Origin of the sequence: Thalassospira mesophila, from assembly GCF_002115755.1 — a bacterium.
In the GTDB taxonomy this organism is placed as follows: domain Bacteria; phylum Pseudomonadota; class Alphaproteobacteria; order Rhodospirillales; family Thalassospiraceae; genus Thalassospira; species Thalassospira mesophila.
Genome location: NZ_JFKA01000008.1, coordinates 124308 through 146986 on the forward strand (window position 1 = coordinate 124308; position 22679 = coordinate 146986).

Annotated in this window: 19 protein-coding genes; 14 read left to right on the forward strand and 5 right to left on the reverse strand. The window is 52.8% G+C overall.

The features are described 5' to 3' along the window. Positions 1–90: 90 nt before the first annotated feature. Complete coding sequence (dapD, locus tag TMES_RS16440; protein WP_085584508.1) at positions 91–948, reverse strand: 2,3,4,5-tetrahydropyridine-2,6-dicarboxylate N-succinyltransferase; 858 nt, start codon at positions 946–948, stop codon at positions 91–93. 172 nt (positions 949–1120) lie between these two features. After that, entirely contained in the window at positions 1121–1828 is a 708-nt protein-coding gene (locus tag TMES_RS16445; protein WP_085584509.1) for a pyrimidine 5'-nucleotidase, read from the reverse strand. Positions 1829–2209: 381 nt separating this feature from the next. Between TMES_RS16445 and TMES_RS16450 the strand changes: the two genes are divergently transcribed. From TMES_RS16450 to TMES_RS16505, 12 genes are all read left to right on the forward strand, one after another. Then, a complete protein-coding gene (locus TMES_RS16450) occupies positions 2210–3913 on the forward strand; it encodes an EAL domain-containing protein (protein ID WP_085584511.1) in 1704 nt (567 codons plus the stop codon). A gap of 180 nt (positions 3914–4093) precedes the next feature. After that, positions 4094–4912: a flagellin gene (locus tag TMES_RS16455; protein WP_085584513.1), complete on the forward strand. Its 819-nt coding sequence runs from the start codon at positions 4094–4096 to the stop codon at positions 4910–4912. Between the two features lie 83 nt (positions 4913–4995). Then, the gene (fliD, locus tag TMES_RS16460; protein WP_085584514.1) at positions 4996–6684 is read left to right on the forward strand and encodes a flagellar filament capping protein FliD; all 1689 of its coding nucleotides are present in this window, start codon (positions 4996–4998) and stop codon (positions 6682–6684) included. Beyond that, positions 6674–7174, forward strand: a complete 501-nt coding sequence (locus tag TMES_RS16465) for a flagellar protein FliS (RefSeq protein ID WP_085584516.1) — start codon at positions 6674–6676, stop codon at positions 7172–7174. Before fliD ends, TMES_RS16465 begins: the two co-directional genes overlap by 11 nt. Positions 7175–7205: 31 nt before the next feature. Continuing rightward, positions 7206–7793: a sigma-70 family RNA polymerase sigma factor gene (locus TMES_RS16470; protein WP_085584518.1), complete on the forward strand. Its 588-nt coding sequence runs from the start codon at positions 7206–7208 to the stop codon at positions 7791–7793. 61 nt (positions 7794–7854) lie between these two features. Continuing rightward, positions 7855–8589: a hypothetical protein gene (locus TMES_RS16475; protein ID WP_085584520.1), complete on the forward strand. Its 735-nt coding sequence runs from the start codon at positions 7855–7857 to the stop codon at positions 8587–8589. Continuing rightward, positions 8586–9092: a periplasmic heavy metal sensor gene (locus tag TMES_RS16480; RefSeq protein ID WP_085584522.1), complete on the forward strand. Its 507-nt coding sequence runs from the start codon at positions 8586–8588 to the stop codon at positions 9090–9092. The genes TMES_RS16475 and TMES_RS16480 overlap by 4 nt, the downstream gene beginning before the upstream one ends. Before the next feature lie 146 nt (positions 9093–9238). Continuing rightward, positions 9239–9952 carry a flagellar hook assembly protein FlgD gene (locus TMES_RS16485; protein ID WP_085584524.1) on the forward strand — a complete coding sequence of 238 codons (714 nt, stop codon included), beginning with the start codon at positions 9239–9241 and terminating at the stop codon, positions 9950–9952. A 17-nt stretch (positions 9953–9969) separates the two neighbouring features. Then, on the forward strand, positions 9970–11265 hold the full coding sequence (gene flgE / locus TMES_RS16490) for a flagellar hook protein FlgE (protein WP_085584526.1): 1296 nt from the start codon (positions 9970–9972) through the stop codon (positions 11263–11265). Positions 11266–11281: 16 nt separating this feature from the next. Beyond that, the gene (locus TMES_RS16495; protein ID WP_085584528.1) at positions 11282–11740 is read left to right on the forward strand and encodes a hypothetical protein; all 459 of its coding nucleotides are present in this window, start codon (positions 11282–11284) and stop codon (positions 11738–11740) included. Positions 11741–11779: 39 nt separating this feature from the next. Beyond that, a complete protein-coding gene (gene flgK / locus TMES_RS16500) occupies positions 11780–13501 on the forward strand; it encodes a flagellar hook-associated protein FlgK (RefSeq protein ID WP_085584530.1) in 1722 nt (573 codons plus the stop codon). 12 nt (positions 13502–13513) lie between these two features. After that, positions 13514–14425, forward strand: coding sequence for a flagellin (locus TMES_RS16505; protein ID WP_085584532.1), 912 nt, complete (start codon positions 13514–13516; stop codon positions 14423–14425). Between the two features lie 24 nt (positions 14426–14449). Here the strand turns inward: TMES_RS16505 and TMES_RS16510 are convergent, their stop codons facing one another. From TMES_RS16510 to TMES_RS16520, 3 genes are all read right to left on the reverse strand, one after another. Then, positions 14450–15250 (reverse strand): substrate-binding periplasmic protein, encoded by an 801-nt coding sequence (locus TMES_RS16510; RefSeq protein WP_085584534.1) that lies wholly within the window; start codon positions 15248–15250, stop codon positions 14450–14452. A 158-nt stretch (positions 15251–15408) separates the two neighbouring features. Then, positions 15409–17034, reverse strand: coding sequence for a phosphoenolpyruvate carboxykinase (locus tag TMES_RS16515; RefSeq protein ID WP_085584536.1), 1626 nt, complete (start codon positions 17032–17034; stop codon positions 15409–15411). Positions 17035–17245: 211 nt separating this feature from the next. Then, positions 17246–18052, reverse strand: a complete 807-nt coding sequence (locus TMES_RS16520; RefSeq protein WP_245835488.1) for a HugZ family pyridoxamine 5'-phosphate oxidase — start codon at positions 18050–18052, stop codon at positions 17246–17248. Positions 18053–18439: 387 nt separating this feature from the next. Here TMES_RS16520 and TMES_RS16525 point away from each other — a divergent pair, with 387 nt between their 5' ends. Beyond that, on the forward strand, positions 18440–20707 hold the full coding sequence (locus TMES_RS16525; RefSeq protein ID WP_158091255.1) for a putative bifunctional diguanylate cyclase/phosphodiesterase: 2268 nt from the start codon (positions 18440–18442) through the stop codon (positions 20705–20707). A gap of 17 nt (positions 20708–20724) precedes the next feature. Next, entirely contained in the window at positions 20725–22623 is a 1899-nt protein-coding gene (locus tag TMES_RS16530) for a sensor histidine kinase (RefSeq protein ID WP_158091256.1), read from the forward strand. The last annotated feature ends 56 nt before the right edge of the window (positions 22624–22679 follow it).

A 22679-nucleotide genomic window follows, 5' to 3' on the forward strand; every position in this document is an offset into this window, starting at 1 on the left:
AAACATGGCAAGGGACAAACATGGCAAGGGACGAAAACGCGATGTGCGCTTTCGTCCCTTATAATCAATCAGATCATCGGCTGACAGCGATCAATCGCGCAGCAATTCGTTGATCGAGGTTTTGGAACGGGTTTTTTCGTCAACCCGTTTAATGATCACAGCGCAATACAGGTTGGGGCCGGGTTTGCCATTGGGCAGTGGTTTACCCGGAAGCGAGCCTGGAACCACAACCGAATAGGCCGGCACACGACCGATAAAGATCTCGCCGGTGTCGCGGTCGATGATTTTGGTGGAGGCACCAATGAAAACACCCATCGAAATGACGGCACCTTCTTCGACAATCACGCCTTCAACAATTTCCGACCGTGCGCCGATAAAGGCGTTATCTTCAATAATCACCGGGCCAGCCTGCAACGGTTCAAGCACGCCGCCAATACCGGCACCGCCCGAAAGATGAACGTTTTTGCCGATTTGCGCACAGGAGCCAACGGTGGCCCAGGTATCGACCATTACGCCAGTGTCAACATAGGCACCAAGATTGACAAAGCTGGGCATTAACACCGTGCCCGGTGCGATATAGGCCGAGCGGCGCACAATGCTGCCCGGAACGGCGCGGAAACCGGCGGCTTTAAATTCTTCATCACCCCAACCGGCAAATTTGGACGGAACCTTGTCCCACCAGTTGGTGTTTTCGCCAGGGCCGCCCGAAATGGTGGTCATGTCGTTGAGGCGGAAAGACAGCAAAACCGCCTTTTTCGCCCACTGGTTCACCGTCCAGCGGCCTTCGTTCTTTTCGGGTGATTTTTCAGCCACGCGCAATGAACCATTATCAAGTGCGGTCAGGGTCTGATCAACAGCTTTGCGGATTTCGCCCTTGGTGGCCGAGGTGATCTGGTCGCGGTTTTCCCATGCGACATTGATCACGCCTTCAAGTTCCATCTTGTCCATCTATGGTCGTCCTTGCGGTGTGGCTGGTTTTTTCTTCGCGGCGGAGAATGGGCAATGCCGATCGTCAAGTCAACTCTGCCCGTCTGCGTATTTTGACTGATTATAGCTTTCAACCGTGCCTGCGTCATTGCAGGAAGGCGAAATAATTGTGGCGATGGCGATAATGCGCCCGTTAGCGAACGGCTTTTGCCACCAGCATTTCCAGAAATTCGGGCAGGTTATCGGTTTCGTGGTCAATGCGCGGGTCATCGCGGCCTTCATGTGCCCAGTCGGAATCGCTATGCACCCAAACCGTTGTCATGCCCATGTCCTTGGCTGGTAGCAAGTTTTTGGCCATGTCTTCAAAATAGATCGCGTTTTTGGGGTTAATGCCATCGCGTGCCAGCATGCGGTCATAGGGTTGCTGTTCGGGTTTGGGAATATAGTCGGCATCGACAATGTCGAAAATGGTTTCAAAATGGTTATGAATGCCCAGGCGTTGCATCACCCGTTCGGCGTGGCTGCGTGACGCATTGGTGAAAATAACCTTGCGGCACGGCAGGGCAGTTAGCGCCTGTGACAAAACCGGCGAGGGGGCGACAACTGACAGGTCGATATCATGCACCTTGTGCAGATAATCGGCCGGGTCGATTTTATGTTCCAGCATCAAACCGCGCAGGGTGGTGCCATAGCGGCGAAAATAGTTTTTCTGGATCAGAAATGCCTGTTCATCGGGCAATCCCAGCGTTTCGCTGACATATTTTTTGATCAGAACGGAAACCTGCGAAAAAAGATCGCATGCCGAGGGATACAGGGTGTTGTCGAGATCAAAGATCAAAACACTTTCACGGGTGACAACCGGCAAGTTGGCAGGATCTATCGGCAAGACGGGGCTGTTCATCAAATGCATTCCGTTGCTGGGGCGTAAGCGGGTCGGGTGTGCAAACCGCCAGGGACAACCCGAAAAATGATCGCTCCTTCATATCGCGACTTGGCCCGATGATGAAGCCCAATCATCGGGATTCTTGATATCGGCAAGGGTGTGCGATGCACAAAAAGTGCAAAAACGCGGCAAATACAGTTTGAAAGAAGCGGCGAAACGCCATTACGACCTGCAATTGCAGATAAAATTCGACAAACAGCTGTAAAGACGGTTTTAATTGTCTGCGTGATAATCACGGACTAAACGAATACAAGCTTCCGTGGCAGGGGTGTTCCCGGGGGCGGATGATTTATGTGGGTTGGTCGAAATGACAGTGCCGTTTAGGCGTGCGAGGGGCAATTGGATAAAAGCCTGAAAAAACATGCGTCGTCTCTGCGTAACGAACGAAATCGTTTCGCAGCGCTGGCGTTTGTGTGGGGTGATCTTTTGCTGGAGCTTGACGAAGAGTTCCGGATTGTCTTTGCCTCCGGGGCGGCTGACGGCATTTTAGGGTTAAGTACCGAACAAATCGACGGTATCCGGTTTGTCGATTTGCTGTCCAGCCAGTTTCGGCCATTGGTTAGCGAAATGCTGAATGTGGCGCGTCGGCGCGGGCGGATGGATAATGTGCTGGTGCGCTTTACCCGGCCCGACGACAGGGTAAGCCCGCCGGTATCCCTGACCGGCTATTTCCTGCCCGATCTGGGCAGCCATTTTTTTGTTGCCTTGCGGGTCACTGTGCATTCCCTGCCGCATGATTTGTTGCAAACCATCCGGCGTGACGGCCCGACGGGGTTGCTTGATGAAGAAAGCCTGTCGCGCGTGGTGACCGAACGCTTGATGGCCCAGCGCGAAACCGGGCAAAACCAGAAATTCTCGCTGTTTACCCTGAACGCATTCGAACCCCTGTGCGAGCGCATGGAACATGTGGCGCGCGATGAAATGCTTTCGACAATCGGGTCGTTTTTTCGCGCCCATTCGGTGGCAGGCGATACCGCAGGGCGCATAAGCGCCAGCCAGTTTGGCATGCTTCACAGCCCCGAAGTGCGGATTGGCGACCTTGAACAGCGCATTGCTGAATGTGCCCGCGATGCCGACCCGCAAGGCAAGGGTATTATCGTGCGCACATCGGAAACCGATTTTACCGCCCATGCCATGCCGCCGGGCGATCTGGCGCGCGGGGTGCTGTATTCGATTCGCCGTTTCTGCGACAAACAACAACACAGTTTTACCTTTTCCCGGCTGACCGGGCATATGCCCAATCTGGTCAATGATACCTTTGGTGCCATGCGCGATTTTGGCCAGCGCGTTGACCGGCTGGAATTTGATGCGGTATATCAGCCGATTGTGCGTTTGCCCTCGGCGGAAATCCACCATTTTGAAGTTCTGGTACGCTTTTATCGCGAAGACGGCGAACTGATCCCGACCGATCAGCTGATCATGTTTGCCGAACAGGTTAATATGATCCACCGGCTGGATCTGGCGATGATGCGCCGGACCCTGAAATGGATACGCCAGCAGTTAAACGAAGGCATTGATGCCCGTGTTGCCGTAAATGTTTCCGGTCAAAGCCTTGCCAACCCGGATTTTTGCCGGTCGGTGATTGCGTTGTTTGAACGCAGCAAGGAATGCCTGTCGCAGCTTATGATCGAAATTACCGAAACCGCCGAAATTACCGATCTGGAACATGCGGCAGCGTGGCTGGCGCGGTTCCGGCAATACGGGGTTGAAATTTGTCTGGATGATTTTGGCACCGGGGCGGCAAATTTCAGTTATCTCAGCGCGCTCGAAGTTGATTACGTCAAAATTGACGGTGCTTCGATCCGCCAGTCGTTAAAAACGCAAAAAGGCCGGGCATTTTTGCGATCCTTGGTCGGTCTGTGTCATCAGCTTGATATCGAAGTGGTGGCCGAAATGATCGAAACCGACGACATGCGCGATCTGGTGACCAAGGCCGGGTTTGATTTTGCCCAAGGCTATCTGTTTGGCAAACCGGAAAAAGACATTACCAGTTACTGGCGCAAACTGCGTTCGCGGCGAAAAAGCAAAAATAAACCTTCCTGACAAACGCCTGTTTCCCGCCGTTTTTGCCCGATGAATGACGTCCTTGAAAAAAGGGCGTCATTTTTTTTGTAAAAATTGCGCCAGTTTTCCCTGTCTCCCGCGTGGATATCTGTACCGGCCGGCATTCCGGTCGGCTGGCAGGTATGTCAAATCCACAATATCCATATAGGAGACAGGGTCATGCCCACTATTAACACCAATATGTCGGCTACACTGGCGGTATCGAACCTGAACAAGACCAACGACGAAATGTCGTCGGTCCTGACCGCAATGTCGAGCGGCAAAAGCATCAACTCTGCATCAGACGATGCTTCTGGCCTTGCTGTTTATACCGCGATGTCGGTTGATTATGCTGCCTGGGAACAGGCGGGCGACAATTCTGAAATTGCCAATGCCATTCTGGAAACCGCCGATGGTGGTTTGTCGGCCGTTTCGGACATTCTTGAACGGATGTACGAACTGGCATCAGAAGCAGCCTCTGGCTCGGTGACCGATACCGAACGTGGGTATCTGGACTCGGAATATCAGGATCTGGCAACCCAGATTTCCTCGACTGTGGCATCGACCACCTATTTCGATAACCAGTTGCTGAACGGCGCCTATGATGAAGGCTTTCTGGTATCAGCCGATTCTTCTGATGCCAATGCCACCATCCAGGTCACGCTGTCCACCGATTTCAGTGCCTTGACCCTGGTTGGTACCGACCTGACCGATTCAACCAATGCCGCTGCCGCCCTGACCGCGCTTGATGCCGATATTCAAACGGTTTCTTCGGGCCGGGCACAAATTGGTGCGCTGGAATCCCGGTTTGATTTTGCCTCCGACGTTATCGACACGGCAACGACCAACCTGGAATCGGCAATGGGCGTTTATATGGATGCCGACGTTGCCGAACTTAGTGCCCAGCAAACCGAACTGGGCGTGAAACTTGATTCCGCCATTCAGGCCCTGTCGGTTTCAAATTCCAATCTCGAAAAGCTCAGCCGCCTGATGCAATAGGCGCAAATATAACAGGATCGCGCCGGTTGGCGCGGTCCTGATGTTGCGGGTATGTGCCACAGGCATCGTCAAGGAAACCGGTTATGTCGACCGTCAATTCTGCCTCATCGTCAAGTTATGTAACGTCTTCCTACACATCAGGACTGACCGACATTGATACGGCAGCCCTGGTGCAAGACGCCTACGACGCCAAAATGGACCAGGCCGACGTTATCGATGCCAAAATCGACGATATCGACCTTCAGATCGCTGCCTATCAGGAATTGCAGGATTTGCTCGGGGCCCTTGAAGATGCCGCCGATGCGCTGAGTGCGGATGCCGAACTTGCCAGCACCCGTGATGATGTGTGGGTCAGTAAAACAGCGTATTTATCCTCATCCGACGGGTCTGTAACGGCCAGTGATGTTGTGGGTGTGCTGGTCGATGACACCGCCACAACCGGCACCTATGAACTTGAAGTCAGCCAGATCGCCACGGCCCATAAAATTGCCGGTGACGTGGCCACCAGTGCCAGCGATGCAGCCGGGGTTGCGGGCGATTTAAGTTTGGCGCTGGGCGATGGCGACAGTGTGGATATTAGCGTTGATGCCGATATGTCGCTTGATGACATTGCCGATGAAATCAACAAGCAAAAATCGACCAGTGGCGTTTCGGCCTCGGTTTTGCAAATTTCCGATACTCAGTTCATGCTGGTTTTATCGGCCGCCGATACCGGCGAGGAAATCAATTTTTCCACCGCTGGCGCAGATACATCTGTTGCGCAGTCGCTTGGCCTGATCGGCGATGATGGCAGTTACAGCAACGAACTGATTGCCGCCCAACCGGCGATTTTTTCGGTCGACGGGGTGGAAGTTACGCGAAATAGCAACACGGTTGATGACGTGATCAGCGGTGTGACGCTGTATCTCTATGATGCTGAAGAAGGCACGAAAATTTCCCTTGAAGTCGATGACGACGCCAGTTCGGCCTATGACGCAATCGAGACATTTGTGGATGCCTATAACGATTTTCGCAGTTTCGTTCTGACCAATCAGGCCTATACCGCGGGTAGCGGGGCCGATGAGGATGCGGTTTTGTTTGGCGATAATCTGTTGTCGTCGGTATCGCGCGATGTTTATGACGCGCTGGGGTTTCGCAGTGATTCAAGCCTTTTTCAGTCGCTGTCATCGATCGGCATTTCCTATGACGACAGCAACTATCTGGTGATTGACAGCGACACGCTTGAAAACGCGCTGGTGTCGGATTTTGACACCGTTTCATCGCTGTTTTCCCTGCAAGCTGACACCAGTTCCGACGATTTGCTGGTTTATGACGCCGATGGCAGCTTTAGCGGCAATTTTACCATCAATATTACCGTCAATGACGATGGCAGTCTGGCCTCGGCCGATGTCGATGGCGACGACAGCCTGTTTACCGTTAGCGGTAACAAGATTACCGGGGCTAAAGGGTCGATCTATGAAGGGGTGACGCTTTATTTTGGCGGCAGCACAAGTGAGTCTGTTGATGTCACCATTACGCCCGGTCTGGCCTATGGCCTGAAAAACAGCATCGATGATTACACCAACACATCGGACGGGTTTTTAAGCGACCGGATCGACCGGCTGGAACAGCAGACCGACGACCTGGAAGACGAAGTTTCCGACATCACCCAGGATGCCGATGATTACGCGGCCAAGCTGATTGACCGTTATTCCGTTCTCGAAACGAAAATGTACCAGTTGGAATTATTGCGCGACCAGCTACAGGCCCTATGGGGGAATAATGATGACTAAAATGAAACTCCGCAACAAGTCCCGATCCCGCGATGTGCAGCCCCAGCGCCCGGCGCTGAGCGCGTTTGTCGGGGCCAGCAGTTTGTATAACAATGCGCTGCGCACAACATCACCGATGACGATGATGGTGCTGGCAATTACGCGGGTGCGCCAGCATTTGCGTCAGGCGGGCAAACACCGCGCCGAGGGGCAGTTTGACGAGGAGACTCGGGAACGTTCGATCGTGCTGGGCAAGCTGCGCGGATTGCGCGCGGTGGTCGCCCCGACCGATGCACCAGAACTGTCGCGCGATTTGATGGCGTTTTATACGCGCATGTTGCGTGTTCTGACCCGTGCGGGCCGTGATGTTCCCCAGGAAACCCGATATTCATATGTCGATCGCCATCTCGAAGCTATGGCGCGGCAATGGAATCAGGTAGCCTTGGGCAATTCGGAAACGGCCAATCCATCGCAATTGCCGGAAAAATCCCGGTTCAATCAGGTTTTGTGAGGCATCGTTGGACGCAGGCCTTAGCCAGAACATGACAACAGCAAACCATGCCCGCGAAGCGGTGTCGCGTAATGCCGCGTTATCGGCGTTAAGCGACGAGGCATTGGTTGCGCGGGTTGTGGCCGGTGACAAAGCGTCTTACCGGGTGCTGGTAGAGCGGTATTATCGCCCTATTCAGGGCATCGCGCGCAGGATGGGTTTGCCATCGGGGGATTGCGAAGATGTCGCACAGGATGTTTTTGTGCGCGTCTGGCTGCATCGGGAGCAATGGCGACCGGATGGGGCCAAGTTTAAAACCTGGCTTTACCGGGTGGCTGTTAACCGGGTGATCGATTTTAAACGCCGCCCCCGCCCGGTGGAAAATGTTGAAATAGAAGAAACACCGGATGATGCGATGTCACCGGTGGAAAAACTGTCGCAACATCAGGACTTTGTCCGGCTGCGTGCGGCAGTCAAAAAGCTTTCGGACCAACAACAAATTGCCATTAATCTGTTTTATGATCGCGAACTTTCCAATGCGGAGGCAGCCGAAATCGTTGGCATATCGGTAAATGCAATGGAATCTTTGCTAAAAAGGGCACGAAAACGTTTACGGGAAGAATTGAAGAATATTCTGTAAGCGCTATTCTTATCGAAATGTTCGAACAGGTAGGTTCGTCCTATGAAAAAAGCGGTGACCAGTGAATATCAGCGAATTTGAAAACTTGCTGGATCAACACGGGTGGGACATTTCGTCCTGGCCAGAGCCGCTTCGCCAGGAAGGCAACAGGTTCGTTGCACAGAATGACGAAGCAGCTGAACTGATCCGGCATCTGCATGCCCTGGAAGATGACTTTGCCGCCGACCCGGTACCGATGGGGCGGCACAAGGCGATTGACGATATTTTTGGCGCCATTGAAGCCGCCGAAAGCAAAGCCGCCTCTGGTGATGACGATGACAATAATAATGATGATGACTACCGGCAGAACGGAACGGAGGCCGACAAGGCACCGATGACCGATTTGTCGGCAGATCATCGGGCACCGTTATCCGAACCGGGACCGGCCGAGACCGCGCGCCGCCATGTTCCACCCGGATCGCCGCGCAAGGTTTTACACAATCACCATCTGGCGCCAGGCGATGGCATTGCGGGAACAGCGGGCCGTGTAACCGCGCGCCCTGATATGCCCGTAACCGCATCGAATGTGTCGCGCACCTATGTGCTTTCGGCGGTGGGGATGGTGTTATGCGTGGTTTTCGGGTTTGTTTTCGGGGTGACGTTTACCGCGCGTCAGGGCCTTTCCAATATGGCCGAAGCCGATGAACTTCCGGTTGCCCGGATCGTGGACAGGCATCTTTACGATTTGGCCCTGCCAGATAATGACAGAACCGGTGATGAAACCGGGACGGATGGCGCCGAGGAAAAAACCAAATGATAAATGATCGTCGCAAACCGACATCGACTGCCATGTTGCTGATGGCGTCGATGGCGCTGAACCTGTTTATTCTGGGCGCGCTGGCAGGCAATTATTTTGCGGGTAATGGCTCTATTTTGCCCTTTGAACGCCAGGCCCCGCAATTTGACGACCGCCATCCCGGCCCGCCGCCCCTGCGCATGATGAAGCGTCTGCGAGAAAGCCTGTCGCCGCAGGGACAGGACATTTTTGATCAGGAAATGGGCCCGGTCATGGATCTGATTGCCAAAAACCGCGAAGCTGGCCTGTTCCAGCATATGGCGAAGGTGCTGTTAAAGGAACATCCCGAAGATAGTGAAATCACCAATACCTTCCATTTGTTTGCGGAAACGGTTAGCGGCGAGATTTCCACGGTTCTGGATCATATGGCGCGCATGGCCATTCGCCTGTCGCCCGATGATCGCTATCAATTGGCGATTAACACGCCGCCCCTGTCACGGCCAGGGCCGCCCCCCGGCCCGTAACCGGGGTTTGGAGAATTTAAAAAGGGCGCTTTGGCGCTCTTTTTTATGCCTGATGCAAATAATTGAAATTTATGCGCCAGTTTTTGCCCGCCCAACCGTGAAATCAACAAAGCGATCCCTGATCATGTTATTTCCCGGAGGCGGTGATGAGTTTCCTGAGCGGTCTGACAACCAGCACTTTAAGTGCGGCCTCGTCAACAAGCAGCACGACAGCGTCGAGCACAACCAGCTCGACCGATACTGACAGCAGCACATCATCGACCTACGACACCTATATGACGCTGTTGTTAACCCAGCTTCAAAACCAGAACCCGACCGATCCCGAAGACACATCGGAAATCACCACCCAGCTTGCCACTTTCGAGCAGCTTAACCTGGCCGAGCAGAATAATTCCCTGCTGACCGATCTTAGCAGTTCGTTGCAGTCGCTTCAGGGTGTGGTCGAAAATTCGGCAGCGCAATCATATCTGGGCACCGACATTGTTGCCCTTGGCGACAGTGCGCCGCTCGAAGACGGGGAAGCCGAATGGTATTTCGTCCTTGATGACGATGCCGCCAGCGTCAATCTCAGCGTGTCTGATGAAGACGGTAACGTGGTGTATCAAACCACCACCACCGGTGACGAAGGATCAAACAACTTTGTCTGGGATGGCACGCAAAGCGACGGGTCGGTTGCGACATCGGGTGTTTATACCCTGTCGGTCACAGCCACAGACAGCGACGGCAATGCGGTCGATTCCCAAACATTAATGACCGGTGTGGTGTCCGCCCTGGACCTGACCGGGGACGACGCCGTTTTGTACGTCAATGGCGTTGATGTCGATCTGGACGATGTCCAGGGCACGCAAACCGTTTCCTGATGTGAAGGATTGATATCATGAGCCTGAGCAGCGCACTGAATTCAGCCGTTTTGGGGCTAAATGCCCAATCCACCTCGCTAGGGGTCATTTCGGGCAATATCAGCAACAGTGGCACCGTCGGGTATAAGGACAGTGCGGCATCGTTTTCCTCGCTGGTGACAACGCCGGGGTCCTCGACCCAGGGCTATGCCAACGGGGTGACCACCACCACGCTGACCAATATCAGTTCGCAAGGGTTGGTCCAGTCGGATTCAGATGTCACCAGCCTTGCCATTTCCGGCGACGGATTTTTCGTTGTCACCGATGAAAGCGGCGATGTTTATTACACCCGTGCGGGCGACTTTGACACCGACGACGAAGGTAATCTGGTCAATAGCTCGGGCTATTATCTGATGGGCTATGCGGTTGATGAAAACGGCGACCCGGCAACGGGGACCGTGCCCAGTTCCACCTCGGCCCTGTCCACCATCAACCTTAATGAACTGACCGGCACCGCCGATGCGACGTCGAGCATTGCCACGGTCATGAACTTGCCCGCCGATGCCGAAGTCGGCGACAGTTTTTCGGTTGATGTCGAAGTATTTGACTCACTTGGTACCAGTAACACTGTGACCTACAGCTATGAAAAAACCGCGACCAATGAGTGGGAGCTAACCTATGGCGACCCGGTTTTAACATCGGATGGCACCACGGTTACCGGTACATCATCGGGCGGGCCGCTGACCATTGCATTTGATGGTAACGGCAATCTTACCGGCGTCACTGATAGCACCGGCACCGATGTTACCGATACATCGACATTGTCGATCACGGGCTGGACCTCGGGGGCCAATGACAGCACGATTACCAACGATCTTGGTACCGCAGGCAGCACCGATGGCTTGCAGCAATCGTCATCGAAGGATGGCGATGGCGATATGACGCTGTATTCGGTTACCAGCGATGGCAGCAATTACAGCGAAGTGGACTCGATCTCCGTCTCCGCCGATGGCGTGGTGTCGGTAACGTTCGAAAATGGCTCTACCCGGCCGATTTATCAGGTAGTTCTGGCCGATTTTACCAATCCCAACGGGTTAACTGCCTATTCCGATACGGTTTTCAAGCAAAGCAATGTGTCGGGTGATTATGTGCTCAATACGCCGGGCAATGGCGGCACGGGCGATATTTCCAGCTATTCGCTCGAGAGTTCCACCGTCGATACCACCACCGAATTTTCCAAAATGATTATCGCCCAGCAGGCCTATTCGGCCGCCGCCCAGGTGGTTTCAACCACCTCGGATATGTATGACACGCTGCTTTCGGCAGTGAATTAAGCACAGGGGACGAACGATGAATAATCCGGCCCAAACCCCGCTATCGCCGACCAGTAATACCGCCGCCACCAGCACGGACATTGCCGGCAGCTTGCCCGATATTTTATCCCGGCTTGATACGTTGCTGGATGTGGAATGGCGTATTTTGGAACAGGCCCAATACGACCTGCTGCCTGATATCACGACCGAAAAGGTTGCATTGCAAAACAGCCTGCAGGCCGCGATGCAAGCCGAATTTGCCCGCATATCGGTCAAAGGCCCGCTGGCCTGTTTTAACGACAGCTATTTTATGGTTAGCGACCTTAAAAAGAAGCTGGATCGCAACAATACCCGCCTGTTGGCGCGCCGGGATGCCTGTTTGAAACGTATTCGTGCCGGATGGCTGGCCGTGCGCCCCGACAGTGCCACCCGCTATGACCGCGATGGCGACCTTGCCAGCGATTTTTCCCACGTTCTTTTGAACCTGAAACTTTAATCCCGAATTCCCGAAACCGACGATAGAAAGGCAGATTCCATGTCCATTCGTGCCGCCCAGACAGCCGCGCTAAGCGCGCTTCAGGCAAGCCAGGCCGGCATCGCGGTGGCGTCGAACAACATCGCCAATGCCTCGGTCGAGGGATACACCGCCAAAACCCAAAGTCTGGCCACCAATACCCTTGCCGGGGCAACGACCGGGGTCAATGTTACGGCGACGGGCGCCACGGTGGATAATTACCTTTTAAAATCCATCAGCAGTTCGGCCACCGACAGCGGCTATGCCGATGTTTTCACCGATCCGCTGACCACGGTCAGTTCGGCCTTTGGCACTGTCGGCGAAGATGATTCGCTCGCGACCCTGATCACGGACCTGGAAACATCGCTGGCAACCCTGGCATCAAATGCCAGCAGCACCTCGCAAAAATCGCTGGTGCTGGCCGATGCCGAAGACATTTCCGACAGTTTGAATAATTTGTCGGAAACGGTGCAAAGCGAACGCGGCAATGCCGACCAGAAAATTGATGAAACGGTCGAACAGGTCAATAATCTGCTTTATCAGATCCAGTCCTATAACGAACAACTGACCGGCATGGATACCGGCACGGTTGCCGCAAGCGAGCTAACCGATGCGCGCAATCAGGCGATCAATGATCTGTCGGAACTGGTTAATGTTACCTATTTTACCGATTCAACCAACCAGACCCAGATCTATCTTGGCGGCACCCAGCTTGTCGGAAGTCAGGTCAACGAGTTGTCCTATACCCCGTCCGGTGCCGTAAGTGCCGATACCACCTTTGGCGACATTACGGTTAATGGCAAGGCGGTGACATCCTCGATTGACGGGGGCACGCTGGGCGGGTTGATCGAACTGCGCGACGAAACCCTGCCCGATATTCAGGACCAGCTTGATAATCTGGCCGTCACCCTGATGGACAGTGTCAATGCCATTACCAACCTGGGTACGGCCTATCCCGGGGCCGATGAACTGACCTCAAGCCAGGATGTGGCCGCGGGTGATGCGGTTTCGGGCACCGGCACGGTGCGGCTGGTCGCCACCGATGACAATGGCGATGCCGCCGAGATCCTCGATATTGATCTTTCGACCATTTCGACAGTGCAGGATCTGGTCGATACCATCAATGCCAGCAGCAATTTGACCGCCACCCTGAATACGGATGGCACCCTGACGATTGCGGCGGCCAATGACGATGTGAATGTTGCCATCGTCAATATGGATGCCGTCATTGGCGATGATGATCAGGGTTTTTCCGATTATTTCGGCTTTAACGACATGTTCACCGGCACCTCTGCGGCTGACATGTCGCTAAATTCGGCCTGGCGCGATAATCCGTCGTTGCTGCCGTCGGGCAGTGGATCGTCCGACAGTGCGCTGGCCGTGGGCGATAGCGTGATTGCGGTGGGCAGTGCCGATGTTGCCACCAGCCTGTCCGCCATGTTTGACGAAAATCAGTCCTTTTCCGCTGCGGGCGGGATGGGGGCGACATCCTCCAGCCTGTCTAATTATGCATCCGAAATATTATCTGACGTGGCCCGGCAAACATCCGATGCCCAAACAAATGCTGATGTCGCCGATGCCGCCTATAGCGATCTGGTGGAAAGCTTTTCCAACCAGTACGGGGTGAATCTTGATGAAGAAGCCCTGACGCTTACCAATCTTGAAAGTGCCTATAGCGCCGCCGCTTCTGTGATCGATATTACCAAATCGATGATGGATACCTTGTTGGAAATGGTTCAGTAACGGTTTGATTTCATGAGAGTTTCCACATCCGCCATGCAACAGTCCCTGATCACCCAGATGCGCAATGTTCAGACCCAGCTTAACAGCGCGTCCGAACAAAGCACCACCGGGATTAAATCCACCAATTACGCCGGGGTTGCCGATCAGGCTTATGTCTTGACCAGCCTGTCCGCCGAGATTTCACAGGCATCAAGTTATGCCGATCTCGCCGAAAGCATTCAGGGCCGGGTGGATGTTTATTATGACAGCCTGACCAGCATGACCGAGGTTTTAACCGACATGCTGACTGATCTTTCCGCCGCCCAAAGCAGTGGCACAAGTTCTGTGATTGGCCTTGATGATTCGGCAACATCCGCCCTTGCTACCATGGCGACTTTGTTAAATACCCAATATGAAGGCCGCTATCTTTATGCCGGTTCCGCCACCGACACATTGCCGGTTTCGGTCGACAGTGCCAGCTATGGGGCAATTACGGTGCCCTCTACCACCGACACATCATATTATGCCGGCAATGACGATGTGGCATCCGCCCGCGTGGCCGATGGCATGACGGTGGATTATGGCATTACGGCCGATATGGACCCGTTTGAAAATGCCATGCGGGCGCTTAACATTGTGGCCAATGCCAGCACCGACCCGATTGACGACGATGCCCTGGCCGAAGCAACCACCCTGCTTAACGCAGCCCTTGATGGTATTGGCGAACAGCAATCGCGGATGTCTTCAGTCCATTCCGAACTTGAATCGGTGGTCGATATGCACACAGATTTCCAGCTTACCGCCGAAAGCATGGTGTCGGACCTGTCCGAAGTCGATATCGCCGAAGCAATGGTCAAGCTTGATACCTTGTCGGTACAGCTTGAGGCATCCTATTCAGCCGTGGCAAAGGTTTCGGATTTGTCGCTGTTTGATTATTTGCGCTGATCCCTGCACCTGATTGACCGGGGGTCAGTTGATCCAGGCTGTTGGCTGTTTGATATCTGTAATATCGGCGACGCCATATTTTTCTAGAATGCTGTGATACACGCCGTTGGCGCGAATGGTGCTGATCCCGTGGTTAAGGATGTTTAACAACGATCTGGCATCGTCGATCCGGCGCGAAATGCAGCTATAATACGGGGCCTGGCTAACTTCATGATATTGAAGTGAAAACAGGGTGTCGCGTTTTTTGTGGGCGACCAGAACCGGTTCGCGAAATGAATAAATCATGTCGATGCGGTTGTTATAAAGCATGCCCAGCAATACTTGCTCGCTGTTGGCAGTAATCACCGTTAGCCCGGCATTTTCGGCGGCATTTTCCAGGTTATAGCCCGCAACAACCCCGATTCTCAGGTCGCGCGCATCGGCAAGGCTGGTGATGTTTTGTGCGATATGCCCGGCAATGGAAAAAAAGCCGATCCGCACCCGCCCCAGTTCGGTTGAATAAAGCATGTCGCGTTCGCGCTCGACTGTGTAGGAACACGAACATAGCCCGTCAACCCGGCCTTCCTCGGCCAAAAGATAGGCCCGTTTCCATGGGTAAAACGGGGTTTCAAGGGCCAGGTTTCCCACGGCAAAGGCCGCACGGAGCAATTCAACATCATATCCCGGAAGCGGGATGTTTTCGTCTATTTTTGAAGGCGGAAAAGGGTTGCAGGCCATTGTGACAGATCGGCGTGTATCGTCCGCGTGCGCCGGGTGTGTTGACGCGTAAAAGGCCGCCATCACCATTGCGGCGATGCCCAGTTTGAGTATCCGATACCCTGTCATCCCAGTTCCCCAAAATAAATTTGTCGGCAATTTTGTCTTGCAAGGCCCTGTTGGCGGTTTCTTTGCGAACCGTTTTTTATCTTAACGTATTTGGACGGCATAAAAAAAGGGCCAGCCCGAATTGGGGCCGACCCTTTCGGTATTCGTTGAAATCAACCTTATTCGGCAGCTTTAACTTCGGCGCTGTTACGAATGGCAATTTCTTTCACTGCATCATTCACATGTTCTTCGAACTTGGCAAAGTTCTTTTCAAAACGTGCGGTCAGATTTGCAGCAGCCTTGTCATAGGCAGCCTTGTTCGACCAGCTTTCACGCGGGTTCAATACCTTGGCCGGTACATCGCCGCATTCGGTCGGATAGGTCAGGCCAAAGAACGGGTCGGTGGCGAACGGTACGTGGTTCAACTCGCCATTCAGGGCGGCGTTTAACAAAGCGCGGGTATAACCGATTTTCATCCGTGCCCCTTCGCCAAAACCGCCACCGGACCAGCCGGTATTAACCAGCCAGCAATCGGCACCGTGCTTTTCAATCAGTTCGCCCAGCAGTTTGGCATAAACCGACGGATGGCGCGGCATAAACGGCGCACCAAAACAGGCTGAAAATGCGGCGGTCGGTTCCTTGACACCTTTTTCCGTGCCGGCAACCTTGGCGGTATAACCCGACAGGAAGTGATACATCGCCTGGGCCGAGCTAAGCTTTGCGATTGGCGGCAAAACACCAAAGGCATCGCAGGTCAGCATGACAATGTTTTTCGGGTGGCCGCCACGGCCATTTTCCGACGCATTGGGGATAAATTCGATCGGGTAGCACGAACGGGTATTTTCGGTGTGGCGCTGGTCGTCAAGGTCAAGCTCGCGGGTTTGCTTGTTCATGACAACGTTTTCCAAAACCGTGCCAAAGGTTTCGGTGGTGGCGTAAATTTCCGGCTCGGCTTCACGCGAAAGCTTGATCACCTTGGCATAACAGCCGCCTTCAAAGTTAAAGACGCCATCTTCGCCCCAGCCATGTTCGTCGTCACCAATCAGGGTGCGCGATGCATCGGCCGACAGGGTGGTTTTACCCGTGCCCGACAAGCCAAAGAAAATGGCGGTGTCGCCATTGGGGCCAATATTGGCCGAACAATGCATTGGCAGAACGTTTTTGGCAGGCAGAATGTGATTAAGAACCGAGAAAATCGATTTCTTCATCTCGCCGGCATACCAGGTGCCACCAATCAGCACCATTTTACGCTCGAAGCTGACCATAACAAAGATTTCGGAACGGGTGCCGTCCACTTCGGGGTCAGACTGAAGGCCGGGCGCATGCAGGATGGTAAAGCCGGGATCGAAATCGCGCAGGTCTTCCTTGGGCGGCTGAATGAACATGTTGCGCACAAACAGGTTGTGCCAGGCATTTTCATTGATGATGCGCACCGGCAGGCGGAACTGCGGGTCGGAACCGGCGTAACAATCCTGTACGAACAGTTCGGTGCCCTGAAAATATGCGCGCATTTTCTGATACATGCGCTCAAATACTTCCGGGGAAACCGGGCGGTTTACATCGCCCCAGTCAATATCGGCTTTAACGGATTCTTCTTCGACGATATAGCGGTCCTGTGGGGAACGGCCGGTATGTTCGCCGGTCAGGGCAACAAAGGCGCCACCCTTGGCAATTTTGCCTTCCGAACGACGGATGGCATGTTCATAAAGTCCGGCAGCGTCCAAATTCCAGTGAACGGCGCCAAGATTTTTGAGGCCATGTTTTTCAAGGCCTACACGGCTGACAACGGGTCCTGATTGCAGCACAGATCTCTCCTAGTGGGATCAAGAAGTCTGGGGTTTATGTCTTGATATGCAAGGGTCCCGTGGGGTGGGTCCCTGACATTGCGACATATTGTTACAATGACATGGCAAAAGCAACCGCTGCTTTGGGCAAATAACCCGCATTTTGCCCCCCGTTTTCCGAATGTGAAAATGCCATGTTCGTATATGCAAAAAATGCCGGAAATCTGCCGTTTTATGTCGGTTTTTTGTGCCGTTTCTGACCCATTTCTACCAGAATCTTTTGCCCCTCGATCATGCTGCTTATTGTATGAGGAAAATCGATTCGCAAGACTGTATCGTTACAGGTCAAATTCATGCCGTCACAGTCGATTGTGACCACTTTCCAGCCGGTGGCGGAGTCGCCGCCGGGGCGGGTATTGTGCGCCACAATCTGATCAATCCGGTTTTGTGCCGTGCTGTTAAGGTAGTGAACCAGGTCATCATGGTGGTGGGCCAGTTCGCCAGTATCGGGACGAACCAGCTGGTCGCCACGTAACCGCCGCTGTTTGCCAAAACCACCCACCCAATATGCCGCCACGACATTGACCCGGTAAAACCCGAAATCACCGAAACCGGCATAAAGGGCGGCATCGGGCTGACAGGCCAGATAATAACGTCGTAAAAAATCGTCGTCAGTACGTGTGGCGGTGCCAAATACGGTTAATCGTTGGGTAGCGGTCAGGGGTGCGGGCGGCGTTGGCGAAGATGCCGTGCCCGGGTTAACGGGCGATGCTGAAGCAACGGGGCACGCAGGCCTGAATAACAGTGAAACCCTTGGATCGTTATGAATATGGCGGGTGTGATCAGCCAGTTCCGAAATCAGGATTATCGGGGTTCCGTCGATATAAATTACCGGATGTACCATGGATGTGACGGGCCAGCCATTTTCAACCTGGCCATGCTTGCAAGCCAGGGTGGCAAGGGTTGCTCCGTGCGCATTACGCATCAGGCGGCGTAAGCTGGTTGTGTCATTTCCAGGCTGGTCGGATGGCTGTTTCACAGTTTGCTTTCCCGGTTGCGATGACAAAAGGTATACGCAATTTTAAAGCGTTTATTTAAAATTTTAATCTATCGAATGGTTGTTAAACCGTTGATGCGTCCCGATCTCCATATAAGTAAATTTTTATACTGGGTTTAAGGGGAATATTCGCAGTTGAAATGTCGTAAAAAGCATAGGGATTGCAGATGGATTATACGCAAGGTTGGTTTTTGCTAGCTTAAAGATGTTTTGCATCCCGCTTTTCCCGGCATAGTATCGAACACAGGGGATACTACGGATAACAGTGTATTTAGACAGGCACCGACAATGCAGACGTGCCTGTTTGAGTTGAATGTTTGGCAGACTGCCGATGGCAGTGTGTTGGTGGTTTTAAGGGGAATGGGATACGTGACCAGCGAACATAACGACATTATTCACATTTTTGATGAACCGGGCGACGAGGCTGTATCGCGGGAGGACATTGTTGTTTATCCCGCCAGCACATGTGTTTCTTCGTGGAAAATTCTGGTTGTTGATGATGATGTTGATGTTCACGAGGCAACCGAATTTGCTTTGCGCAAGGTTACAATTCTGGGCCGCAAACTTGAACTGATCCACGCCTATTCGGGCGAGGAAGGCAACCGCGTTTTTAATGCAAACAGCGACATTGCCGTGTTGCTGCTTGATGTGGTGATGGAAGAAGAACATGCCGGTTTGCAACTGGTGCGCCAGTTGCGTGAGCAGGGCCATCATAAACCGCGCATTATTTTGCGAACAGGGCACCCTGGTTATGCCCCCGAAAGCCGCATTATCCGCGATTACGACATCAATGATTACCGCACCAAGGACGAGCTAACCCGCACCCGCCTGATTACAACCCTGACGGCCTCCATTCGTGCTTATGATTACATTAACATGCTGGAACAAACCCGTTCCGGGCTTGAACTGATTATTGAAAGCACGCGCGATCTTTATCATCGCCGCAGCTTCGATCTGTTTGCCCAAGGGGTGCTGGTTCAGCTTGCCGCGCTTCTGCATCTGGAACCCGAAGGGGCCATTTGCGCAATCGGCCCGGCCCAGGGTGACGACAGTGCCATTAAACAATTGCCGATTATTGCCGGCCTTGGGCGGTTTAGCGAACAGATCGGTCTGGATATTGCCAGCCTGCCGGGCATTGATGTTGAAGCCCTCAGCCGCCTTCCCTTTAATGATCATGAACCGGTTCTGATCGGCAAAAGCATTGCCATGCGATTTGCCGCCAACAAGGACCGCGAGTTACTGGTGTATTTTGAACATGCCGGGGGCATTGAAAAAGATTCAATTTCCCTGTTGCGGCTGTTTTCGGGCAATCTGGCCCTGTGTTTTGAAAACCTGGCCCTGATCAATCGGCTTGATGAACTGGCCTTTGTTGATCAGAAACTTGGCATTCCCAATCATAATGCCTATTTCCGCAAACTTTCCGATATCATCGATATTCATAACAAGGATTGCCATGTCGCCCTTGTTGCCATTGACGAAGCCCCGCAATTTGCCGTTGCCTTTGGCATGGAATTTATCGACCGGGTGATACTGGCGGTTCATTCACGTATGAAAGTCATGATCGGCAAGGATATTTTTGTTGCCCGTCTGGGCGAGTTTCGCCTTGCCGTTATTGATGAAAGTTGCACGATTGGCGAAGCTATCCTGTCGTCGGTTTTTGATCATGCATTTGTAATTGATGACAATAACATCACCCTGTCGGCCACCATCGGGGTGGTTCGCGAAGGGGTGAAAAACTATGAATCCGTTGCGGTTGACCGGGCCGTGCGCACCACATTGTTGCGCGCGACGCAAAAAACACCGGGCCGCGCCATGCTATATACCCCCGACCTTGAAGAAAACATTGCCCGTTCGGTGCAGTTGCGCGGCGGGCTGCACGATGCTCTGCGCAACGGCGATATCCAGTTTCACTTTCAACCCCAGCTGGCCTTAAACAGTGGCGCGCTGATCGGGGCCGAGGTGCTGGCACGCTGGACATTTAATGGGACCCCGGTGTCGCCGGGATACTTTATTCCGCTGGCAGAAAAAAGCGGGCTGATTTCCGAACTGACATTTCAGGCATTACGGGCCGTGGGGCGGTTTGTGGCCAAACGCAAGGCGCAGGCATTGCCTGAAATTCGCGTTTCCCTGAACCTGTCGGTATCCGATATCAATCAGAAAGAATTTATTCCGCAATTGCTGAAGAATGTGCGCGACGCGGATTTAACGCCTGCGACATTGCAGTTTGAAATCACCGAAAGTTTCGCAGTGCACGGGGCCAGCGATGCGCTGGTAGCGATAAACAAGCTAAAAGATGCCGGTTTCCGGTTGTCGCTTGATGACTTTGGTACCGGTTTTTCATCGCTTAGCTATCTTGATCATTTGCCGATTGATGAAGTGAAAATTGACCGGTCTTTTGTCAGTCCGCTTCAGGTTGTGACCGCACGGCAAAGTATTGCCGCTTCAACCCAGACAATTGCCGATAATCTGGGGCTGGAGGTTTTGGCTGAAGGTGTGGAAACGGTTGAACAGCACCAGATATTGCGGTTCATAGGTGTAAAGTTTGTGCAGGGGTTTCTGTATGGGCGCCCCATGACGGAGGCTGATTTTATGACCTGGGAACAAAATTGGGATATGGCAAAGGTTGTTAATCAATGACAACCGTCCGTCGGGGAATGATCAGACGCGCCCAGGAAGGTGTCCTGTCACGGGCGGTCAGCTTTCATTCGTTGCTTCTGTCACTGCATTTCTGGTGGCTGTTTAGCCTTATTTTTACATTATGTTCCGTGATATTGGCCGCAGGCGTTTTCTTTTGGACACAAGCAGAGCAGAATTCCCTGCGCGAAGATAGCGAACTGGCACTTGAACGCATTACCAACCGCCGCGAAAACCTGCTTTACAATGCCTTTATCAGTTTCGAACAACAATTACTGATTGCTGCTGAAACAGATGACATTCGAAAGTTCCGGACAGAGGAAAACAGTGCTGCGTTGCATTTGTCCGTTATTGTCAATCAGCTGCCGAATATTTTTCAGGCCCGCATCCTTTCAAAGGATGGCATGGAAGTTATTCGGGTTGATCGTATTGGTAATCGTGCTGCCAATATCCCGGCAAACAAATTACAAAATAAATCTGACCGTTATTATTTTAAGCGTGCCCGCAAACTTATGGCAAACGAGATTTATATCTCGCCTCTGGATCTGAATGTTGAAAATGGCACGATCGAACTGCCCTGGCGACCGACTGTTCGGCTGGTTACACAGATTTCTGATAAAAACGGTGTTATAGAAGGTTACCTGATTTTCAATATTGATGCTGCGGATATGCTGACCGAGTTTGGGCATTTTGCGCCACGTAATATTGACACCGCTCTTCTTAACAACGACGGATACTGGCTTGCAGGAAAAGAAACCAGTGAACTTTGGGGGTTTATGACGGGCAGTGGCACGTCATTGGCAACCAGTGATCCTGCTTTGTGGGAATTGCTAAAAAAACAGAAAAGTGAAGGCGTTTTTGAGTATGACGGTCAGCTTCTTACCGTTCGACGTCTACCGCTGGCGGGTATTGTTGCAGGTGGAGGATTAACCAGTCGCAGGGTCGAAGATGAAAACCTGATTATTTTGGGCAGTACCAGGGTGGAAAGCCGTTTGTTCTCCCCCGAAACACGCGATTTTATTTTTATCGGGATCTGGTTTTTGCTGAGCGCGACCTTGTCATGGATATTGGCCTATCATGTTATAAAACGTGAGCAATCCCGTGAAATTCAGCAACGTGTAGACGTGCAATTGCAGGAAGTACAGCGTATGGCGTCGTTGGGACGTATTGTGGCCGGGGTGGCGCATGAATTGCGTACGCCAATTGGCAATGCCCTGACCACGGTTTCTGCTCTGTCCGAAGATGTCGATGACCTGACGACAGCATTTAAATCGTCGGAAATAAAACGCAGCACACTGGATCAGCATCTTGCCGACCTTAAAGATGGATGCAAGATTGTTCAGTCCAATATTGAACGTGCCATCGCCCTGATTGGCCATTTTAAACGGACGGCCACTGACCAAAGCACGCAAAAACGGCGGCAGTTTGATTTGAGAAATGTGCTAAATTCGTTGCTTGAAACAGTACGCCCGGAATTTCGCAAAGCCAGCATTGTGGTGCGCAAGGATTGCCCGGCTGGTTTGCAAATGGAAAGTTATCCCAGTGCGATTGATCAGATTATTTTAAACCTGCTGCAAAATGCCAAAATTCATGCTTTTGTCGGGCGTAAATCAGGAACGATATCGGTTCGGGCTTTTAAACTGTCAGAAAAAACGATTTGCATTGAAGTGGCCGACGATGGCGTTGGCATTCCCGAAGAATTCCGCGAGCGCATTTTTGAACCGTTCTGGTCAACCAAATGGAACAGTGGCGGCAGCGGTTTGGGGTTAAGCGTGGTGGCAAATGTGGTTAATCGCGTGTTGATGGGCGAAATCACAGTTAACAGTGTGCTGGATGAAGGAACAACATTTCGAATTGTTGTGCCGATAACTGCAAGCCTGGCCAGCATTACCACCGATGTGCAATATAATGCGGATTAAAGGCAAGGGTTCTTAAAGGAAATATACTTTAGCCATTGGCGGTATCGTCGCCCGGC